At 59.8% G+C, this 20,014-nt stretch carries 18 protein-coding genes; 7 read left to right on the top strand and 11 right to left on the bottom strand.

All coding sequences use genetic code 11. The annotated features are described in order from the left end of the window. Positions 1–3: 3 nt before the first annotated feature. Complete coding sequence (locus tag AC07YV_RS03255; RefSeq protein WP_102698409.1) at positions 4–234, top strand: hypothetical protein; 231 nt, start codon at positions 4–6, stop codon at positions 232–234. Here AC07YV_RS03255 and AC07YV_RS03250 read toward each other — a convergent pair whose 3' ends face one another. The 6 genes from AC07YV_RS03250 to AC07YV_RS03225 form a co-directional block, all read right to left on the bottom strand. After that, on the bottom strand, positions 235–864 hold the full coding sequence (locus AC07YV_RS03250; protein WP_095965424.1) for a flavin reductase family protein: 630 nt from the start codon (positions 862–864) through the stop codon (positions 235–237). A gap of 271 nt (positions 865–1,135) precedes the next feature. After that, positions 1,136–1,327 (bottom strand): hypothetical protein, encoded by a 192-nt coding sequence (locus AC07YV_RS03245; RefSeq protein ID WP_007978482.1) that lies wholly within the window; start codon positions 1,325–1,327, stop codon positions 1,136–1,138. Positions 1,328–1,550: 223 nt separating this feature from the next. After that, complete coding sequence (locus AC07YV_RS03240; RefSeq protein ID WP_007978480.1) at positions 1,551–2,870, bottom strand: MFS transporter; 1,320 nt, start codon at positions 2,868–2,870, stop codon at positions 1,551–1,553. 292 nt (positions 2,871–3,162) lie between these two features. Beyond that, a complete protein-coding gene (locus AC07YV_RS03235) occupies positions 3,163–4,488 on the bottom strand; it encodes a sigma-54-dependent transcriptional regulator (protein ID WP_102698408.1) in 1,326 nt (441 codons plus the stop codon). Next, positions 4,482–6,248: a sensor histidine kinase gene (locus AC07YV_RS03230; RefSeq protein WP_102698407.1), complete on the bottom strand. Its 1,767-nt coding sequence runs from the start codon at positions 6,246–6,248 to the stop codon at positions 4,482–4,484. The genes AC07YV_RS03235 and AC07YV_RS03230 overlap by 7 nt, the downstream gene beginning before the upstream one ends. 145 nt (positions 6,249–6,393) lie before the next feature. Beyond that, positions 6,394–7,917 carry a fumarate hydratase gene (locus tag AC07YV_RS03225; protein WP_007993671.1) on the bottom strand — a complete coding sequence of 508 codons (1,524 nt, stop codon included), beginning with the start codon at positions 7,915–7,917 and terminating at the stop codon, positions 6,394–6,396. A 385-nt stretch (positions 7,918–8,302) separates the two neighbouring features. Here AC07YV_RS03225 and AC07YV_RS03220 point away from each other — a divergent pair, with 385 nt between their 5' ends. From AC07YV_RS03220 to AC07YV_RS03210, 3 genes are all read left to right on the top strand, one after another. After that, positions 8,303–9,409 (top strand): GGDEF domain-containing protein, encoded by a 1,107-nt coding sequence (locus AC07YV_RS03220; RefSeq protein ID WP_102698406.1) that lies wholly within the window; start codon positions 8,303–8,305, stop codon positions 9,407–9,409. Continuing rightward, the gene (locus tag AC07YV_RS03215) at positions 9,402–10,337 is read left to right on the top strand and encodes an iron-sulfur-binding ferredoxin reductase (RefSeq protein WP_102698405.1); all 936 of its coding nucleotides are present in this window, start codon (positions 9,402–9,404) and stop codon (positions 10,335–10,337) included. The genes AC07YV_RS03220 and AC07YV_RS03215 overlap by 8 nt, the downstream gene beginning before the upstream one ends. 146 nt (positions 10,338–10,483) lie before the next feature. After that, a complete protein-coding gene (locus tag AC07YV_RS03210) occupies positions 10,484–11,230 on the top strand; it encodes an enoyl-CoA hydratase-related protein (RefSeq protein ID WP_102698404.1) in 747 nt (248 codons plus the stop codon). A gap of 43 nt (positions 11,231–11,273) precedes the next feature. On the opposite strand, the gene AC07YV_RS03205 is transcribed toward AC07YV_RS03210, so the two are convergent. The 3 genes from AC07YV_RS03205 to pyk all read right to left on the bottom strand — a co-directional run bounded on the left by AC07YV_RS03205 (position 11,274) and on the right by pyk (position 15,864). After that, the gene (locus AC07YV_RS03205; RefSeq protein ID WP_102698403.1) at positions 11,274–12,584 is read right to left on the bottom strand and encodes a hypothetical protein; all 1,311 of its coding nucleotides are present in this window, start codon (positions 12,582–12,584) and stop codon (positions 11,274–11,276) included. Between the two features lie 265 nt (positions 12,585–12,849). Continuing rightward, positions 12,850–14,178: an NHL repeat-containing protein gene (locus tag AC07YV_RS03200; RefSeq protein WP_102698402.1), complete on the bottom strand. Its 1,329-nt coding sequence runs from the start codon at positions 14,176–14,178 to the stop codon at positions 12,850–12,852. A 234-nt stretch (positions 14,179–14,412) separates the two neighbouring features. Next, on the bottom strand, positions 14,413–15,864 hold the full coding sequence (gene pyk, locus AC07YV_RS03195; protein ID WP_008052494.1) for a pyruvate kinase: 1,452 nt from the start codon (positions 15,862–15,864) through the stop codon (positions 14,413–14,415). A 170-nt stretch (positions 15,865–16,034) separates the two neighbouring features. On the opposite strand from pyk, the gene AC07YV_RS03190 reads away from it, so the two are divergent. Together AC07YV_RS03190 and AC07YV_RS03185 are read left to right on the top strand one after the other, a co-directional pair. Beyond that, positions 16,035–16,418 carry a tetratricopeptide repeat protein gene (locus AC07YV_RS03190; protein ID WP_102698401.1) on the top strand — a complete coding sequence of 128 codons (384 nt, stop codon included), beginning with the start codon at positions 16,035–16,037 and terminating at the stop codon, positions 16,416–16,418. 234 nt (positions 16,419–16,652) lie between these two features. Next, positions 16,653–17,012: a PilZ domain-containing protein gene (locus AC07YV_RS03185; protein WP_102698400.1), complete on the top strand. Its 360-nt coding sequence runs from the start codon at positions 16,653–16,655 to the stop codon at positions 17,010–17,012. Positions 17,013–17,024: 12 nt separating this feature from the next. Here AC07YV_RS03185 and AC07YV_RS03180 read toward each other — a convergent pair whose 3' ends face one another. Together AC07YV_RS03180 and AC07YV_RS03175 are read right to left on the bottom strand one after the other, a co-directional pair. Continuing rightward, the gene (locus AC07YV_RS03180; RefSeq protein ID WP_102698399.1) at positions 17,025–18,347 is read right to left on the bottom strand and encodes a DUF58 domain-containing protein; all 1,323 of its coding nucleotides are present in this window, start codon (positions 18,345–18,347) and stop codon (positions 17,025–17,027) included. A 102-nt stretch (positions 18,348–18,449) separates the two neighbouring features. Then, positions 18,450–19,451 carry an AAA family ATPase gene (locus tag AC07YV_RS03175; RefSeq protein WP_102698398.1) on the bottom strand — a complete coding sequence of 334 codons (1,002 nt, stop codon included), beginning with the start codon at positions 19,449–19,451 and terminating at the stop codon, positions 18,450–18,452. Between the two features lie 214 nt (positions 19,452–19,665). On the opposite strand from AC07YV_RS03175, the gene AC07YV_RS03170 reads away from it, so the two are divergent. Beyond that, positions 19,666–19,959 (top strand): hypothetical protein, encoded by a 294-nt coding sequence (locus AC07YV_RS03170; RefSeq protein ID WP_146025332.1) that lies wholly within the window; start codon positions 19,666–19,668, stop codon positions 19,957–19,959. The last annotated feature ends 55 nt before the right edge of the window (positions 19,960–20,014 follow it).

Below are 20,014 nucleotides of genomic sequence, written 5' to 3'. Positions count from 1 at the left end.
GACATGGCACGTAAAGCCTTTGATCACTTCGAAGCTGTTTCCGCTGTAGTACCGGGCGAGGGGGGTTATCACGCCGCTATCGCCGTCAAGGCGCTGGGTGGTGCCGGCGCCCCGCGGTTTCACAAAGTGCTGGAAGGCCAGACCTTCAAGACTGCCCACGAGGCCGATGATGCGGCCGCCAGGGAGCTGACCCGCCTCAAGGACGTCAAGGAAAACACCGACCTGCTCTGGTGATCACTTCACCGCCCCCGGGCGGTACATCTTGAACAACGCCTCAGGCCCCAGCTGGAAGTAATCCGCCGGCCCGCCGCCGCGCAGAATCGGTTCTGCCGCGGCGGTGTCGTATACCCCATCCTTCAACAGCCATTTGGCGATATGCACGGCGACCACTTCGCCGAGGATCAGCCAGCTCGGCACCACATTGCCGTCCGCCCGCTGCAACTGAATGATCTGCGTGACCTTGCACTCGAAGGACACCGGGCTTTCGGCCACCCGTGGTACCTGAATGACCTTCGAGGCAACGGTCGTCAGGCCGGCCAGTTCGAATTCGTTGACCTCAGGCCTGACCATGGCGCTGCTCTGGTTCATCTGCTCGGCCAGCGGACGGGTGGCCAGGTTCCAGGCGAATTCGCCGGTCTGTTCGATGTTGTTCAGGCTGTCTTTGCGTCCGACGCTGGAAAAACCAATGATCGGCGGGATGTAGTTGAAGGCGTTGAAGAAGCTGTAGGGCGCGAGGTTCAAGCGGCCCTCGGCATCCTGTGAAGAGATCCAGCCGATGGGACGCGGGCCGACGATGGCGTTGAACGGATCGTGGGGCAGGCCGTGGCCGTTGGCGGGTTCGTAGAAGTGGATATCGTCGGGCATCAGGTGGGATTTCCAGAGCTTGCGGGGAGACGTGCATGGTGCAAGCACGCGCCGCAGATTTCCAGTCGGATTCGGTACCTGGAATGATTAGATCGCTCTGTGGGAGCGGGCTTGCTCGCGATTGCGGACCGATATTCAGCATAGATGTTGACTGAATGTCAGTCATCGCGAGCAAGCTCGCTCCCACAGGTTTTAAGTGATTGCCAGACTTTGTGTTCCCCCAACATTGACCAGGCCCGGCCGAAGCCGGGCTGTGAATTTCCCTCCACATTCAGCCGATAGCTTCTGCGCTGCCGGTTTTGTCGAAACCGTCAGAGGCATAGGCGTCAGAGTGGCTGCGTTCGATGGCCGCGCTGGTGCCAGAGCCGTAGGAGGCCGAACCGGTCTTGTCGTAGCCGTCGGCTGCAAAGGCATTGGCAGCCAGCACGGAAAGGGTCAGGGCAAGGATCAATCGGGTTTTCATGACAGGTACTCCAGGTACGTTCGCTATGGGTACGTTCAGGCACTCCTTCGAGGCCTGTAACGGATATACGTGCGTCCTGTCGATCTGGATGCACTCAGCTGCAGGCTGCTGCCGGTGCATTAACCGATGATTATCCGGGTGGAGGGGGAGACGAATGGTGCCCTTCGCGAACCCGTTCGCGAAGGGCCTGGCGCTCACCGTTGCAGTGAGCGCCGGTCGGCGATCAGTCGGTGACGATCCGCGAATGTTTGCGGGTGTCTTTCATGGTGATGTACACCAGCAACGACACGGCAATACAGGCGGTCACGTACCAGTAGTAACCCGTTTCCATGCCGATGCTCTTGAACCACAGCGCGATGTATTCAGCGGTGCCGCCGAAGATCGAGACGGTCAGTGCGTACGGCAGGCCCACGCCCAGGGCGCGGATTTCGGTCGGGAACAGTTCGGCTTTCACCACGGCGTTGATCGAGGTGTAGCCGCTGACGATGATCAGCGCCGCCATGATCAGGAAGAACGCGCCCCACCAGGTCGTGATGGTGTGCAGGGTGGTGAGGATCGGCACGGTGAACAGGGTGCCCAGGATGCCGAAGGCAATCAGGATCGGCCGGCGTCCGATTTTATCCGAGAGCCCGCCGACGATCGGTTGCAGGCACATGAACAGGAACAGCGTGGCGGCGGAAATGGTGGTGGAGTCGGAAATGCTCATGCCGACAGTGTTCACCAGGTATTTCTGCATGTAGGTGGTGTAGGTGTAGAACGCCAGGGTACCGCCCATGGTCAGGCCGACCACGGTCATCAGTTCCTTGGGGTGACGCATCAAGGTGCGCATCGCGCTTTCCTTGGCTTTTTCTTTCTTGGTGAAGGACTCGGTCTCTTCCATGCCGCGACGCAGGTACAACGCCACCACGGCACACAGCGCGCCAATGGCGAACGGGATGCGCCAGCCCCAGGCGTACAGCTCTTCGGTGGTCAGCAGTTGTTGCAGCACGATCAACACCGCCAGGGCGATGAGCTGGCCGGAGATCAGGGTCACGTACTGGAAGCTGGAGTAGAAGCCGCGACGTTCCTTGGTCGCCATCTCGCTGAGGTAAGTGGCGGAGGTGCCGTATTCGCCACCCACCGACAGGCCTTGCAGCAAGCGCGCGAACACCAGCAGGATCGGCGCACCGATGCCGATGACTTCATAACTCGGGCTCAGGGCGATCAGCAGCGAACCGAAGCACATCAGGTACACCGAGGCCATCAGGGCCTTTTTGCGCCCGACCTTGTCGGCATACAGCCCCATCAGCCAACCACCGATCGGACGCATCAGGAAGCCCACGGCGAAGATCGCGGCGGTGTTGAGCAGTTGGGCGGTGGTGTCGCCTTTGGGGAAGAATGTCTTGGCGAAGTACAGGGAGAAGGCGGCGTAGACGTACCAGTCGTACCACTCGACCATGTTGCCGACGGAACCGCTGAAGATCGATTTGATGCGGCTGGACGTAGTTCTTTCTTTGGCCGGCACGGCAGCCGACCCAAGCGGCAGGGAGTTGGAGTTATCCATTGAAGGATCCTTCATTTAATTGTTTTTGTGGAGCGCGGTTAAACGCAGCCTGCAGGGGCTATAGCAGGAGCTGTGCCAAGGGGGAGAGGGCCGGTTTAGAGGGGTGGTGGTGTTTTGGTGAGCGGAAATCCGCTTATCTGCGGGTGGTGGTGAGCGGAAAGTTGCTCATCTGCCCGCAAGAGTTGCTGTGTTTGTGCCGGCCTCTTCGCGAGCAGGCTCGCTCCCACAAGGGATCGGTGTACGCAACACCAATGTGGGAGCGAGCCTGCTCGCGAAAGGGCCTGTTCAGACGCTACAGGAACATCTCCCGGCTCAACCCATGCCGCTGCATCTTTTCATTGAAGGTCCGGCGTGGCAGTTGCAGTTCTTCGAGCACCGCTTTCACATCGCCCTTGTGCCGGGTCAACGCCGCGCGCAGGCACTGTGCTTCAAAGGCTTCCTGCTGCGCCGCCAGTGACTGACCGGGCTCGATCCCTGCCGGTACAGGCTCGCCAAGCCCCAACACCTGACGCTCGGCGACGTTCGCCAGTTCGCGCACATTGCCCGGCCAGTCGTGACTCAGCAGGTGACTCAACTGCGCACCGCTCAGCGGTGGAAATTTACGTCCCAGCCGTTCGGCAGCGTTTTGCGCGAAGGATTCGAACAGCAACGGGATGTCTTCACGGCGCTCGCGCAAGGGCGGCAGGCGAAGTTCTGCGACGTTCAAGCGATAGGCCAGGTCTTCGCGAAAACGTCCGGCCCGCGCTTCGTCGAGCAGGTCCGGTTTGGTCGCGGCAATGATGCGCAAATCCACGCGAATGCTCTGGTTCGAACCCAGTCGCTCAAGCTTTTGCTCTTGCAACACCCGCAGCAATTTCACCTGTTGCGCCAGCGGCATGCTTTCGATTTCATCGAGAAACAGCGTGCCGCCGTCGGCGTATTCGAGTTTGCCGATGCGCTTGCCGGACGCCCCGGTGAACGCACCGCTCTCGTGACCGAACAGTTCGGCCTCGAACAGCTGCTCGGGGATGGCCGCGCAATTGAGTGCGACAAAGGGCTTGTCGGCTCGCGGCCCGAAGTCATGCAGGCAGCGTGCGACCAGTTCCTTGCCGCTACCGGTTTCCCCGCGAATCAGCACGTTCACCGGCAGGGTTGCCAGGTCCAGCACCTGCTGGCGCAGGGTTTGCAGGCCCCGGGACACGCCGAGCAGCGTGGCATCGAGTTTGGCGCGGTTGTCCGCCTGCTCGTGCAGCGCGCGGTTTTCCAGCACCAGCCGGCGCTTGTCGAGGGCGCGGCGCAGGCTGCCGAGCAGGGTTTCCGGGCTGAAGGGCTTTTCGAGGAAATCGTAGGCGCCGTCGCGCATGGCCTCGACGGCCATCGGTACGTCGCCATGGCCGGTCAACAGGATCACCGGCAAATCGGCGTCCCGGCGTTGCACCTCGGCCAACAGTTCCAGGCCGGTCATGCCGGGCATGCGCACATCGCTGAGAATCACCCCGGCAAAGTGCCTGGGCAATTGCGCCAGGCATTCATCGGCGCGGCTGAACAACTGCACCTCGAAACCCGACAGGCTCAACCATTGCTCGACGGCACTGCGGATGCTGCTTTCGTCGTCGACCACCATCACTGAGTTCAGCATGCTTCATGCACCTCCTGGTCGATGGGCAAGGTCACGGTAAACACGGCACCTTTGTCATGATTGTCGGCAGTCAGGCGCCCGCCGGATTCGTGGATGATGGCAAACGATACGGCCAAACCGATCCCCAGGCCATCGCCCACCGGTTTGGTGGTGAAGAACGGATCGAAGACTTTGGGCAGGTTCTCTTCGGCGATACCGCCACCGTTGTCGATCACGCTCAGGCGCCACAATTGTTCGTCGGCTTCGAGGCGGATCTCCAGGCGTTTGCAGGGTTTGTCCTGCATCGCATCGAGGGCGTTGCGCAGCAGGTTGATCAGCACCTGTTCCAGGCGAATCGCATCGCCGCGCACCCAGGCCGGGCGGGTCAGGTGCAACACGGTGCTGACCTGTTCGTCGCGCAGCCGGGTGTCGAGCAGTTGCAGCGACTGGTCCACCACCGCCGCCAGGTCCAGGCGTTCGCGCAAACCGCTGGGGCTTTTGCGGGCGAAGGTTTTCAGGTGGCCGGTGAGGGCCGCCATGCGCGTGAGCATTTCATCCACCGGTTTGAGCGCCTTGTAGGCGTCGTCGACCCGGCCGTGGTCGAGCAGCAGGCGCAAGGTCGCCAGCTGCATGCGCTGGGCGGTGAGCGGCTGGTTGATCTCGTGTGCCAGGGCGGCGGACATCTGCCCCAGCGCCGCGAGTTTGGCCGACTGCACCAGGCCTTCCTGGGCGGTGCGCAGGTCGCGGGTGCGCTCTTCCACCAGTTGTTCGAGTTCTTCACGACTGCGCTGGCGCAGCTTGGCCAGGCGCCAGCGCTGATTGAGAAACAGCAGCAGGAACACCAGGGTCAGCCACAAGCCGGCCGCAGCGAGGGCGGCATTGCGGCTGTCTTCGAAGGCGACTTGCGGACGCCGCAGCAGATGCAGGGTCCAGCCTTCGGCGCTCAGCGGCAGGGATTCCCACAGGTAATCCGCCTTGCCGTCCGGGCCATCGACCCGAGTCAGGTCACTGTTGTCGTCGAAACGCCGCAACGATTGAAACTCCAGTGGCGTCAGGGGCTGCTTGTCGTACTGGCGGGTGGCCTTGAGTTCGGCGTGATCGCTGTCGCTCAGCGGCTTGAGCAGACGATAGCGCCAGCCCGGCTGGTTGGCGATGAAGATGATCCCGCGCGCGTCGCTGACCAACAGCGTGTCGCTGCCCTGGCGCCACTCGCGTTCCAGTTCGGGAAACTCCAGTTTCACCACCATGGCGCCGAGGAATTGGCCGTCGTCATCGCTGACCGCGCTGGAGAGGAAGTAGCCGGGAATCCCGCTGGTCACGCCTACCGCGTAAAAACGCCCGGTGCCTTGGGTGCGGGTCTGGTTGAAATAGGGACGGAATCCGTAGTTATGGCCGACATAACTGCTGGGCAAACGCCAGTTGCTCGCCGCCACGGCGAGGCCGGTGCGATCGAGCAATTCCAGGGTCGAGGAGTCGGCGGCGCCGTTGATTTTTTCCAGTTTGCGGTTCAACGCATCCTGCTGCCCGGGGCTTACCGCTCCCTTGAGCGCCGAGCGCAACTCCGGGTCCAGCGCCAGCACGGCGGGCAGGGCGCGGTAACGTTCGATCAGGGTATGCAGCGAGGTGGCATAGAGCGCCAGTTGCTGATTGGCGCGTGCGGCGTCTTCGACCATCGATTGGCGCACGGTGTGGCGCATGGCCAGGGTCGCGGCGATGGCGGCACCGGCGATGATCAACAGGGTGTAGAGCGCCAGGCGCAGGGGGCGGGAGGTCGTCAGCATGCAGTGAACAACAGGCCAGAATGGGGGAAGGCACCATAGCATGCGAAGGGCGCTCTTCTCTCGCCGGAGTACCGTTATCCGGCCGAAAAAAAAACCGGTCTGTCGTTGCCGACAAACCGGTTTTTTCAGCGGAGCCGGGTGCCGTTTATTGCACTTCTACCGCCAGGCTTTCACTGATCTTTTTCTGCCAGATGGCAGGACCTGTGATGTGTACGGACTCACCCTTGCTGTCGACCGCTACGGTCACCGGCATGTCCTTGACCTCGAACTCGTAGATCGCTTCCATGCCCAGTTCGGCAAACGCCAACACCTTGGACTTCTTGATCGCCTGGGCGACCAGGTAAGCGGCGCCGCCGACGGCCATCAGGTACACGGCCTTGCTGTCCTTGATCGCTTCGATCGCGGTCGGGCCGCGCTCGGATTTGCCGATCATGCCCAGCAGGCCAGTCTGCTCGAGGATCTGACGGGTGAACTTGTCCATCCGCGTGGCGGTGGTAGGGCCTGCCGGGCCAACCACTTCGTCACCGACCGGATCGACCGGGCCGACGTAGTAGATGAAGCGACCCTTGAGGTCCACCGGCAGGGTTTCGCCCTTGTTCAGCATCTCGACCATGCGCTTGTGCGCAGCGTCGCGACCGGTGAGCATCTTGCCGTTGAGCAGGACGGTTTCGCCCGGCTTCCAGCTCTGTACGTCTTCCGGGGTCAGGGTGTCGAGGTTGACGCGACGGGCCGACGGGCCGGCTTCCCAGACGATTTCCGGGTAGGCGTCCAGTGGAGGCGCTTCCAGCGAGGCCGGGCCGGAGCCGTCGAGCACGAAGTGCGCGTGACGGGTGGCGGCGCAGTTCGGGATCATGCACACCGGCAGCGAGGCGGCGTGGGTCGGGTAGTCCATGATCTTCACGTCGAGCACGGTGGTCAGGCCACCGAGGCCCTGGGCGCCGATGCCCAGCTGGTTGACCTTCTCGAACAGCTCCAGGCGCATTTCTTCGATGCGGTTCTGCGGGCCGCGAGCTTTCAGCTCGTGAATGTCGATGGATTCCATCAACACTTCCTTGGCCATGACGGCGGCTTTCTCGGCGGTACCGCCGATGCCGATGCCGAGCATGCCCGGTGGGCACCAGCCGGCGCCCATTTCCGGGACGGTCTTGAGCACCCAGTCGACGATCGAGTCGGACGGGTTGAGCATGGCCATCTTCGACTTGTTCTCGGAACCACCGCCCTTGGCCGCCACGTCCACTTCCACGGTGTTACCCGGAACGATGGAGTAGTGGATGACGGCCGGGGTGTTGTCCTTGGTGTTTTTGCGAGCGCCCGCCGGGTCGGCGAGGATCGAAGCACGCAGGACGTTTTCCGGCAGGTTGTAGGCGCGACGCACGCCTTCGTTGATCATGTCGTCCAGGCCCATGGTGGCGCCATCCCAGCGCACGTCCATGCCGACACGGACAAACACGGTGACGATGCCGGTGTCCTGGCAGATCGGGCGGTGGCCGGTGGCGCACATGCGCGAGTTGATCAGGATCTGCGCCATGGAGTCACGGGCCGCTGGCGATTCTTCGCGCAGGTAGGCTTCGTGCATCGCCTGGATGAAATCCACGGGGTGGTAGTAGGAAATGAACTGCAGGGCGTCGGCAACGCTCTGAATCAGGTCGTCTTGCTTGATCACGGTCATGAGTCGCGCTCCTCTAAAAGACGGGAACATTCAATAAGGTGCTTGCAGCTTGGGTGCATCGGTCGGTTGCAAGCACCTTTCAAGGCACGCCGGGCATGCTGGCGCGACGCTAAAAAGGCGCGGCAGTATACCGCGCCTCGGTTCCGTAAACACCCGCCGGTGGTCAAACCTTGGTCTCATTGTCGTACCCGGTCCCTGTAGGAGCTGCCGAAGGCTGCGATCTTTTAAGATCAAGATCAAAAGATCGCAGCCTTCGGCAGCTCCTACAGGGGAATCGGGTCATCCCGAAAATTGAATGGTCATTTATCGGCCACGCCACTAAAGTGACATACGGTCTGTAGAGTAGGACGCTCTGTCAGTCTCCTTTCATTTGGTGAGTCAACGATTGACCCATAACGCCATCCAGCGCCTGTTGCTCAAACGTTTCGCCCTCGCGGCCGGCACCTATTCCCTGGCATTGCTGTTGCTGTGGCTGGCGTTTTTTACCGGTCACTACGACGCGCCGCTGGCCAGTGTCGCCATCGGCAGCGCACTGGTGGTGACCAGCCAGGCCATCCTGTTCGCGGTGTTCTACAGCGGCTGCAACCTGCGTTTCGCCGACCCCAGCCTGACCGAGGCGCAAGTGTTGTTGGGGCTTGGCTGGCAAACCTGGCTGATCGCCCATCTGGACGAAGCCCGGGGTGCATTCCTGGTGTTTTACGTTCTTATCCTGCTATTCGGCCTGTTCCATCTGTCACGTCGGTCCTTTGTGCGATGCGCATTGCTGGTGTTCTTCAGCTTTAGCGCGATCACCCTGTGGGAGGGCTACCACTTCCAGTTGCCCGACCCGGCCATGGCGGTGTTGCAGGTGTGCGTGCTGTTCATCGTGCTGGTGTGGCTGGTGTTGTATGCCCGCTACGTCCAGGCTTCACGACAACGTATGCGTCAGCGGCGTTTTGCCTTGCAGGCGCACCAGGACACCTTGCGCGGGATGATGCGCCAGCTCGAAGACCTGGTGGCCACCGATGAGCTCACGGGCCTGTTCAATCGCCGGCATTTCCTGCGCCTGGCTTCCCGCGAGTTGAACGCCATGGAAGCCGGTGTCGTACATGGCCTGGCGCTGATCGACCTCGATCATTTCAAACGCATCAACGATCTGCACGGGCATGCCGCCGGCGATCAGGTGCTGCAAGCCTTTGCCGGCGTTGCCACCGCGTGCCTGCGCGACAGCGATGTACTGGCCCGCTACGGCGGCGAAGAGTTCGTGGTGCTGCTGCCCGACTGCGATGCCGACAGTCTGACTTCGTGCTGCGAACGGCTGCGCATCGCCTTCACCGATGTCGAGTTGATCGGTCTGAATGTGCGCAATCTCAGCCTGTCCGCCGGCATGACCCTGCTGGAACTGGGCTGCGACCTCGATGACGCGCTGCAACGGGCCGATCAGGCGCTCTATCGTGCCAAGCGTGACGGGCGCAACCGATGCGCGGCGGCGTGGGAGAACGTCGATGCCTGAACTGCGGGTTGGCGAGCGCCACTGGTCGGTAGCGGCGGGCAGCAATCTGCTCGATGCGCTGAATCAGAGCGGCGTGCCGGTGCCTTACAGTTGCCGTGCCGGCAGTTGCCATGCGTGCCTGGTGCAATGTGTGCGGGGCCTGCCGAGCGACAGCCGCCCCGATGCCCTGAGTGCGCAGCAGCGAGAACAGGGTTGGCGCCTGGCGTGCCAGTGCCAGGTAGTCGAGGACTTGCAGGTGCATGCTTTCGACCCGCAGGTCGATGGTCAACCGGCCGAGGTCGCCGCCGTCGATTGGCTGAGCACCACGGTGTTGCGCTTGCGGGTGATCGCGCAGCGACCGTTGCGTTACAGCGCCGGCCAGCATCTGGTGTTGTGGGCGGGCAACGTGGCGCGGCCGTATTCCCTCGCCAGCCTGCCGCAGGAAGACCGTTTTCTGGAGTTTCATCTCGATTGCCGCAAGCCCGGGGAATTCAGCGATGCCGCCCGGCAATTGCGCATCGGCGATCCGATTCGTCTCGGTGAATTGCGCGGCGGTGCCTTGCATTACGATCCGGACTGGCATAACCGGCCATTGTGGTTGCTGGCGGCCGGCACCGGATTGGGGCCACTGTTTGGTGTGTTGCGCGAAGCGCTGCGCCAGGATCACCAGGGCGCCATCCGTGTCATCCACCTGGCCCATGATGCCGATGAGCACTACCTGGCCAAGCCTCTGCAGGCCATGGTCGCCAGCCGTCCGAACCTGAGTGTCGAATTCTGGACCCCGGCCGAGTTGCCAGCGGCTTTGGCGCAACTGCGGCTTGTTTCCCGGCAAACCCTGGCCTTACTCTGCGGAGCCCCCGACAGTGTCGATGCCTTTGCCCGGCGCCTGTACCTGGCGGGATTGCCGCGCAATCAACTGCTGGCCGATGTGTTCCTGCCCCGTGGTTGAGCGCTGAATCCGCTGTTGTGGCGAGCGAGCTTGCTCGCGCTTGAGTGCGCAGCGCTCACAGGTTTTTTGGGCCGCTGCGCAGCCCGGCGCGAGCAAGCTCGCTCGCCACAATGAAATCTTCTGACCTCGCACCGCTGAGACCTGCCATGACCGAAGCCATCCAAGTTGAACGCGAACGCGGCCTGTTGACCCTGCGCCTGAATCGCCCTGACAAGAAAAACGCCCTGACTCGCGCCATGTACAGCCAACTGGCCGAGGCGTTGAAACAGGCCGACAGCGACCCCGGGATCAATGCCGTACTGATCAGCGGCTCTGCCGAATGCTTCACCGCCGGCAACGACATCGCCGATTTCATCCAGCAACCGCCGACCAGCCTCGACAGCCCGGTGTTCCAGTTCATGCTCAACCTGCTCGAATGCCGCAAACCGGTGATCGCCGCCGTGGCCGGGGCGGCGGTGGGCATCGGCACGACGATGTTGCTGCATTGCGATCTGGTCTACGTCAGTCGCGATGCGCGCCTGCGCATGCCGTTCGTCAATCTCGGCTTGTGCCCTGAGTTTGGTTCCAGCCTGATCCTGCCGCGCTTGCTCGGGCAGGCTAAAGCGGCGGAGTTGTTGCTGTTGGGTGAAGGTTTCAATGGTGAACAAGCGGCGGCGTGGGGGATTGCGTCCGAGGCCTTGGGCAGTGGCGAAGAGGCGTTGGCCAAGGCGAAGGAGATGGCGATGCGCTTTGAATCGCTGCCAAAAGAGGCAGTGCGCATCAGCAAACAATTGATGAAAGCGCCGGACCGGGAAGTGTTGCGCAAGGTGATAGAAGAAGAGGGCGTGTTGTTCACCCAGCGTCTACGTTCGCCGGAAGCGATGGCGGCGTTGGCGGGGTTTCTCAGTAGGTAAATTAAAGGCAACTGCTCGGGTTGCCTTATGAAAAGACGTAATTTCAGGCCCCGTTCAGCAGCCGATTGACGATGACAGTTCTGCTATAAACACCGTCATAATCATTACCGATTACCAGTATTTTTCCGTCCGATTGTAAATTCATCCCATGAGCGAGAGCTCGATCGAAATCGGACTCGTGAATAACCCAGCCCTCATCCCCAAAAGTCGTATCACGACAGCCATTACCGAGGTATCGCGCGGTAACAAAGTGCGGGGTCTGACCAATGATGTATCTTCCTGACACAATGATCTTTTCGTCTTGAGAACCCACCCCAAAAAACATGACGTTATCGGACGCATCAAAGTTTTCGTAAATGGGCGCGCCCTGGTGAAAGCTCCGGTCAATCAGACCGCTGGCCGTATAAGCGGCTATTAAACCTTTACGTGGAGTGAAACCAAAACCTGTGGCGATGGTTCGTTCATCAGCTAGCACTGCAAGGGAAGTAAATTGAAAACTTTCTCCGTCCAACAGCTTGTAACCGGCTTCCGCAAAAGTTTTGTCAAAACTACCATCGATATTGAGTCTGGCCAGTACCGCGCTATTGCCAGCCCAGCCACATACGGTGATTTTTCCATTATGCACTACGATGTCGTTGAACGAGCTACGGACACGGAGTACTTCGGAAAGCGATGCGTAACCGGAGTTGTTAAATGAATGGTCAGGAACTCCGTCGTAGTCGAAACACATCACGACACCTACAAATCCAAAGTCCGGATCACTGCCTGTGGAAATAATGTAAATCTTGCCGTCCGTTGCATGCACTGCACGACTGGAAGCAGAGCTGCCGACCTGCAGCACGTCCAATGCTGAGTGCTGAAAATCCTCGATTTTGAAAGGACGGGGGATGAGCAGGATTCCATCGGTGCCGAAGTTCTTGTCCAACTCTCCCTTGTCGTTCAATCGGATCAACGCCTCCGCCATTGTGGGCGCATTGACTCCCATGGTGTACCTCCCTACGGAGATGAGGAGTTTGTCCTCTCCTTCATGGGTTATGTAGAACAGTTGAATAGGTGTCGTCCCCAAGGATTCGATATCAGGAATTTTGAGTTTTATGTGAGCAGTACCGGCAATACCGAACCCGGAATCGAGTGTGCCGTCGCTTAAAACTCGCGTCAGACTGAAATGTTCAGGTAAAGGGCTTTCACGCGTCCAGCTGGTTCCTCCGATATAGATCTTCCCATTGGGGGCTTGCGAAACCAATCGGCCGGTCGTTGTCACGTAATCGCTATAAGTCAGAAATAGCTCGCCATCGTGATTTGGCCCAAAAGTTGGGTCGAACGCACCGGGTTTGAGTGACGAACTTGTATTCATTTCTTCTATTCCTTTAGTTAAAAGCTGTTGAGTGTCAGCAAGTTGATTAAATGTCTGCAGGTTGCAGACTGGTCATCATCTTGTTTTACTAAAGTTCAACTGTATTAAGTAAGGAGTAGAAAAAGCTGTCTACTGTCAAATCTGACAGGTTTTTATATTTTTTTGCTCTATATCCCAGGTATGAAAAAGCCCCGCCATTCACATGGCGGGGCTTTTATATTTCAGCTGCAGACTCAATGGTGCATCTGGGGGGCATTGCCACACACTAGGACAAATAGCGCAAGATCGTCGGGTCCTTGCGTTCGATGCCGTTTACAGTGCTCGGTATAGCGCAAACTAGGATTTTTCCGTCCTTCTGCAAGGTCATGTTGGTTGCATAGCCTCCTCCTTCCGTTGGTAAACGCGTTTTTACCCAGCCTTGCTCTTTACCAAAGGTTGTGTCCATTTCTCCGTTGGCGTTGAAACGCGCAACGACAATCAGATTGTCATTAAAGGCGGAGCTACCCAGCCCGCCCGCGACCACCACCTTGTCATTTTCAGAGTCAGAGTCGCCCCCCCACCAAAGGGTTCGCATCTTTTCGTCAGCCAGACGCGTGTAAAGAGGTTTGCCCTGGTTGAACTCGATGTTGGGCTTGCCATCGGATTCGAGGCTGATCAATAGCCCTGATTCATATGGATTCGCATAATCGGCACCGATACCGAGTATCCGCTTATTGGTTTGTTTGGCCAGACGCTCGATGCCTAGCCCCCGGGGTTCCGGAGTTCCTTTGATTACGACAAAACCGTTTTTATTTGAGCCAAATGACGTGTCGAGGGTCCCGTTAGTGTCACAGCACACAAACATCGCGTCGTTTTGATCGCCCTTAAGAGTGCCTGCTGCCACATAGTTTCCATCGTCACGCCTCAGAATTCCATTGAGCGACGCTGCATTTGTGGGGTAGTCAGGGTGAACGACCTCGAGGAATCCTGTTCCGTTGAAACTCTTGTCCAGTTCACCGTCTTTGGTTAGACGCAGGATTACACCGTGAAAGTGGCACGCCAGTATTTTTCCATCCGGCAATAACTCCAGACCCATCAGGCCGCCGGCGCTGTGGCGGGGGTCGGTGTCCGAATCCTCCGGAGGCGGCAGGTTTTTTTTGCCATTACCCTGTAGCGGTATGATTGCAAAGCCATCCTTGCCGAAATCCGAATCAAGTGACCCATCGGGTTTGAACCGAGCGAAACAGGACATGGGCTGCGCTGTGCCAATCGCTTCAATGAGTATTTTGCCATCAGACTGAATGGCAAAAGACCTGACATTTGCGTCAATGCCCTTCGGAAATTTGACTTGGACCAAACCGTTTGCTGTCGGTCCAAAGGATGTGTCAGGCGTGCCGTCAAAGTGCAGTCGGCCCACAGCAATAGAGATGCCGTTAAAAAAGTGGCGGGAGAGCCCGGCAAAATAGATTCCTGTATTCGGTCCCTCTTCCTTGGCCTTAATCTGTCGAATATAGATGCCTCCCATTTCAGGATCTCCATAGTCGATGGTTAACATGCCAGTAACATTAAAGGTGGGGTCAAGCGTTCCAGCGAGAGGATTTTCTAGAGTAGTCATTTTTCAGAACTCGTCTAAATGAGAAGATGCAGCGAAGTCGTCAGCTCATTGCTCAATAGGCGAAAACATAAAAGTCTGGAGATTAATGACCGGACGAGGTTTGATTAGAGTCGTCCAAGGGAGTGAGCACAACTGTCAGGTTTGACAGTTGTGGGCCCATGCAATGAGTGTTAGCAGACAACAAAAAGCCCCGGTACTCACATACCGGGGCTTTTGTTTTCAGCGGTTAGTCACTCAGACCATCGGGTCGCCAACGTGCAGGATCTTCATGCCGTTGGTGCCGCCGGTGGTGTGGTAGCTGTCGCCCTTGGTCAGGATGACCCAATCGCCTTTCTGTACTACGCCGCGCTTGACCAGCTCGTCGATCGCCTTCTGGCTGACTTCGTTCGGCGCCAGCGAAGCGGGGTCGAACGGGATGGTGTACACGCCACGGAACATCGCCGCGCGAGCCTGGGCTTCGCGGTGCGGGGTGAACGCGTAGATCGGCACCGAGGAACGGATGCGCGACATGATCAGCGGGGTGTAGCCACTTTCGGTCAGGGCGATGATCGCCTTCACGCCCGGGAAGTGGTTGGCGGTGTACATGGTCGCCAGCGCAATGCTCTCGTCGCAGCGCTCGAACTCCTTGCCGATGCGGTGGCTGGAGGTCTTGCTGGTCGGGTGCTTTTCGGCACCGACACAAATACGCGCCATGGCCTGAACGGCTTCCAGCGGGTACAGGCCGGCGGCACTTTCGGCCGAGAGCATCACGGCGTCGGTATAGTCGAGCACGGCGTTGGCCACGTCGGACACTTCGGCGCGGGTCGGCATCGGGTTCTGGATCATCGACTCCATCATCTGGGTCGCGACGATCACCGCCTTGTTGTGGCGGCGTGCGTGCAGAATGATCTTCTTCTGGATGCCCACCAGCTCGGCGTCGCCGATTTCCACACCCAGGTCACCACGGGCAACCATCACCGCGTCGGACGCCTTGATCAGGCCGTCGAGGGTTTCGTCGTCGGCCACGGCTTCGGCGCGTTCGATCTTCGCCACCAGCCAGGCAGTGCCGCCGGCTTCGTCGCGCAGTTGACGGGCGTATTCCATGTCGGCGGCGTCACGCGGGAAGGACACCGCGAGGTAGTCGACTTCCATTTCCGCAGCGAGCTTGATGTCGGCCTTGTCTTTTTCAGTCAGGGCCGGAGCGGTCAGGCCGCCACCGCGACGGTTGATGCCTTTGTGGTCGGACAGCGGGCCGCCGATGGTCACGGTGCAGTTCAGTTCGGTAGCCGTGGCGGTATCGACGCGCATCACCACGCGACCGTCGTCGAGCAGCAGCTCGTCGCCCACGCCGCAGTCCTTGACCAGGTCCGGGTAGTCGATGCCGACCACTTGCTGGTTGCCTTCGGTCAGGGGATGGCTGGTGGAGAAGGTGAATTGATCACCGATCTTCAGCTCGATCTTCTTGTTGGCGAATTTGGCGATACGGATTTTCGGGCCTTGCAGGTCACCCAGCAGGGCGACGAAGCGGCCGTGCTTGGCCGCGAGGTCACGCACCAGCTTCGCGCGAGCCTTGTGCTCGTCGGGAGTGCCGTGGGAGAAGTTCAGGCGGGCGACGTCCAGGCCAGCCAGAATCAGCTGTTCGAGAACTTCCGGCGAGTTACTGGCCGGGCCAAGGGTGGCGACGATTTTGGTACGACGGACGGACATGCAAAGACTCCTGAGTTCAAGCGCTGAGTGAGGCTACTATGCTCCGAAGGTGTAGTCATTGTTCGTATGCACTACTTTTTTCTTTCTTTATTGAACCTGACAACTTTGCGCCAGGCAGCCTGAAGATTTCCGCCCACGGGTCGATACAGCGTTCAAGACAGGAGATCCCCATGCGATTCGTACTCATTGCTGCCCTTGCCGTCGGCGCCCTCAGTGCCACGGGCTGCACCCGTTGGGCAATGAACCATCACTTGAACAATGCCTACAGCGCCTATGACCGGGGCAATTGCGAGCAGGTGATGCTCGAACTGTCCAAGGTCGAACGCGACAGCCGCGCGCGGCCTTACGTGTGGCCGGAAGTGTCGATGATGCGCGGCCAGTGCCTGGAGCGGCAGAAGATGTTTATCGACGCGGCCCAGACCTACCAGTTCATTATTGCCTCCTATCCGCAAAGCGAATACGCCTACCGCGCCCGCGCCCGCCTGGAAACCTTGCAGAGCCTGGGCCACTACCCGCTGCGCAGTGCCGCGGCGGTAAAACCGACGCAGTTCTGATGGCAGGCGAGCACTCCATCGCTGGCTCCCCGGTGGTGGTGAGCTATAGTCCAAGGAACCGGTTTTAGAGCCTTGCCTCTGAACCGGGGCAACACCTGTGACCGGCATTAGCAGGACTCAGCGCCGTAAGGATTGGCGCACCGGGAACGGGGAGAGCGGGCCACTATTCAATACGCACCCGTTCCGAAGCATTAGTGCGGCTCTGCTTAAGAGCCTTGCATAGCGAAAACGCACATGTTCACCGACCGCCGAATCGAGCGGCATCAACTGCCGTATTTCTTGAAAGTGTTCAACGGTATCACCGGCAAACCCATCGGCTACCTGGGCAATGTCTCCGAAGACGGCCTGATGCTGATCAGCCACCTGCCGATGATGATCGGCGCGGACTTCAACCTGCGCCTCAAAATTCCAGCGACCGAAGGCGGCCAGCGGATCATCGACCTGCAGGCCTGTTGCCTATGGTGCCACGAAGACGCGACCCCCCAACATTACGACGCCGGTTTCAGCCTGCAACGGGCACCGCCGGAGTATGGGCAATTGGTGAAGGCATTGAAGCAGTACTTCAGTTTTCAGTCGTTGCCGGCTTCGGCTTGAAATCACTCAGGCTCAAGCTCTTTTCCAGCCCAGATACCGCGTCACCAACGCCGCCCCCAACTCGCCGGGTAACGCATCCATCACCAGCACTCCATGAGCGTTCAAGCGATCATGGAGTTCGGCGCGTGCATTGAGGTAGTCCACGGTCCCGCAATAGGCCAGCGCCTCGGGCAAGGTCTGTACCGGTGACTGACGCAGGGTGTCGAGCACGTCCTCGCGCAGGCTCGCGACCAGCACCTGGTGCTGCTGGCTCAGGCGCTTGACCGCCGGTAGCAATTCATCGTCGTCCTCTTCGCGCAAGTTGGTCACCAGCACCACCAGTGCCCGGCGTTTTTGCCGTGCCAGCAGTTGCGTTACGGCGGCCTGGTAGTCGGCGCTGCGTTGGCTGCTGTTCAAGTCATAGACGCGATTGAGCAGTGTGTTGAGATGACTGGTGCCCTTAACCGGGGCGAGGTAGCGCGGCTGCTCGCTGGCAAAGGTGCTCAGGCCCACCGCGTCGCCCTGGCGTAGCGCGACGTAGCTGAGTAGCAAGCAGGCATTGAGTGCATGGTCGAAGTGCGACAGCTCGCCGTCCTGGCTGCGCATGTGCCGGCCGCAATCGAGCATGAAGATGATCTGCTGGTCGCGTTCGTCCTGATACTCCCGGGCAATGGGCGAGCGCTGGCGGGCGGTGGCTTTCCAGTCGATCTGACGCAGGCTGTCGCCTTCGCGAAATTCCCGTAGCTGATGAAACTCCAGACCCAGGCCTCGACGCTGGCGTTGACGTACGCCGAGCTGGCTGAGCCAGTTATCCACAGCCAGTAACTGGCCGCCATAGAGGCGGGAGAAGTCGGGATAGACGCGGGTGTTGTCCGCGACATCGAGAATGCGTTTGTCGGACCACAAACCCAATGGGCTCGGCAGGTTGATTTCGCAGTGCTCAAAGCTGAAGTGCCCGCGTTTGAGCGGACGTAGCCGGTAGTCGATTCGGCTGTGCTGGCCCGGTTGCAATTGGACGGTCAGCGGCAGGTGTTCGAAGTCCAGGCCCGACGGTACATGGTCGAAGATCTGTACGCTCAGCGGTTGTGAAAAGTCGTGCTCAAGGATCAGTTGCACATCGCTCCAGCGACCGAGGGCCAGACTGCCGGGTATCTCACGGCTCAGCCGGGGCGAGGGTCGTCGCTTCAGCCGAAAAGCATCGAGCAGGGCCAGGACCAGCAATGCCAGGAGCAGTCCCCAATTGATCTGCGTGACGCTCGCCGGCATCGCCAGCTCCAGTGCCTGCAGACTGCCGAGCACGATGCCGATGGCCAGTAGCGAGGTTAACCAGATCAATAGCAGGCGCGAGGGTTTCATGATTGGGCACCTGAAAGATCGCAGCCTGCGAAAGCTCCTACATCGATCGTGTACGCCTGCAGGAGCTGCCGAAGGCTGCGATCTTTTCGTATCAGCACGGTTTCACTGCCGCGGCGCCGGTACTTGGTCGAGCATCTGCCGGAGCACCTGATCGACATCCAGCCCCTCGATGTCCAGTTCCGGCGCGATGCGCACACGATGACGCAACACAGCCAGGGCGCAACCCTTGATGTCATCCGGAATCACGAACTCCCCGCCGCGCAGCAGCGCACGGGCCCGGGCACACCGCACCAGCGCGATGGACGCGCGCGGGCCGGCGCCGAGGATCAGGCCGGGCCAACTGCGGGTGGAGCGGGCCAGGCGCACGGCGTAATCGAGCACCTGATCGTCCAGCGCCAGGTCGCTGGCGATGCGTTGCAGGGCCAGCACATCCCGGGCCTGCAACAAGGTGCGCATCGGCTGGACATCGAGCATGTCGGCCCGGGTCGAGCGGCTGACCTGACGGACCATGTCCAGCTCTTGCTCGGCGTCCGGGTAATCCATGCGCACCTTGAGCATGAAGCGATCCAGTTCGGCTTCCGGCAGTGGGTAAGTGCCTTCCTGTTCGATCGGGTTCTGCGTGGCGAGCACCATGAAGGGTTGCGCGATCGGCAATGGCTGGCCTTCGAGGGTGACTTGCCGTTCCTGCATGGCCTCGAGCAGCGCCGCCTGGGTTTTCGCCGGGGCGCGGTTGATCTCGTCGGCCAGTAGCAGGTTGGTGAATAGCGGCCCCTTGCGCAGTTTGAATTGCTCGGTCTGCATGTCATACACCGCGTGCCCGGTGACGTCGCTGGGCATCAGGTCCGGGGTGAACTGGATGCGCGCGAACTCACCGCCGAAGCAACGGGCGAGGGCGCGTACCAACAGGGTCTTGCCCAGCCCCGGCACGCCTTCGAGCAATACATGGCCGCCAGCGATCAGCGCGGTCAGCACGTCGTCAATCACGCTGGCCTGGCCAATCACGGCTTTTTGCAATTCTTTGCGTACGGCCTGGGCCAGATGGCCGGCACGCTGACGCTGCTGAGCGGCATGGCTCGCAGCATCGGGCTCGATCGGTTCATTCATTGGTTCCGGAGCCTTACAAACTGTTGCATTGGTTTTATCTTCCATAAATCAGTCACTTACCTAATCCAACGTTGTTCACGTATTTTTTTATGCGTGGAACGAGTGAGTGACTGCCAATCTGCCTCATTGCAATCCCATGGCAACCCCACATTTGAGCATTCGTCAGAGGTGGAGGTTAGTCCAAGACGGTCAGAGGGCACGCGATCTCATTTGAATGACCCGCCGTTCGGCCTGTAGTGCAACTGCCGACATTACCGCCTCGATCGAAGGTCAGCTTCTGGCCCGAAAGCTGCCGATCATCAAGGGCTGCTACCGAACTGGAGCAGTCGGCGAACAGAATAATTGCAAATTAGTGGCTATGCTTTGTCTGTTGTCGAAACTGATCAGGCAGTCCGGCAGGCTGCGCGGAAATGACTCGCAACGTGCCCTATGTCACCCGATTATTCTGCGTGAAGCATCCAGTTCTGGGGCGCAAATCCGCAACAACACTCGGGAAGACATGGAGTAAACCCCGCACTTGCAGGCGCAGGGTGGTTTCCGAATACCGCTTCTATTGGTCAGTT

This window comes from Pseudomonas sp. GW456-E7, from assembly GCF_059424105.1.
This window is presented reverse-complemented; position numbering and strand designations above follow the sequence as displayed.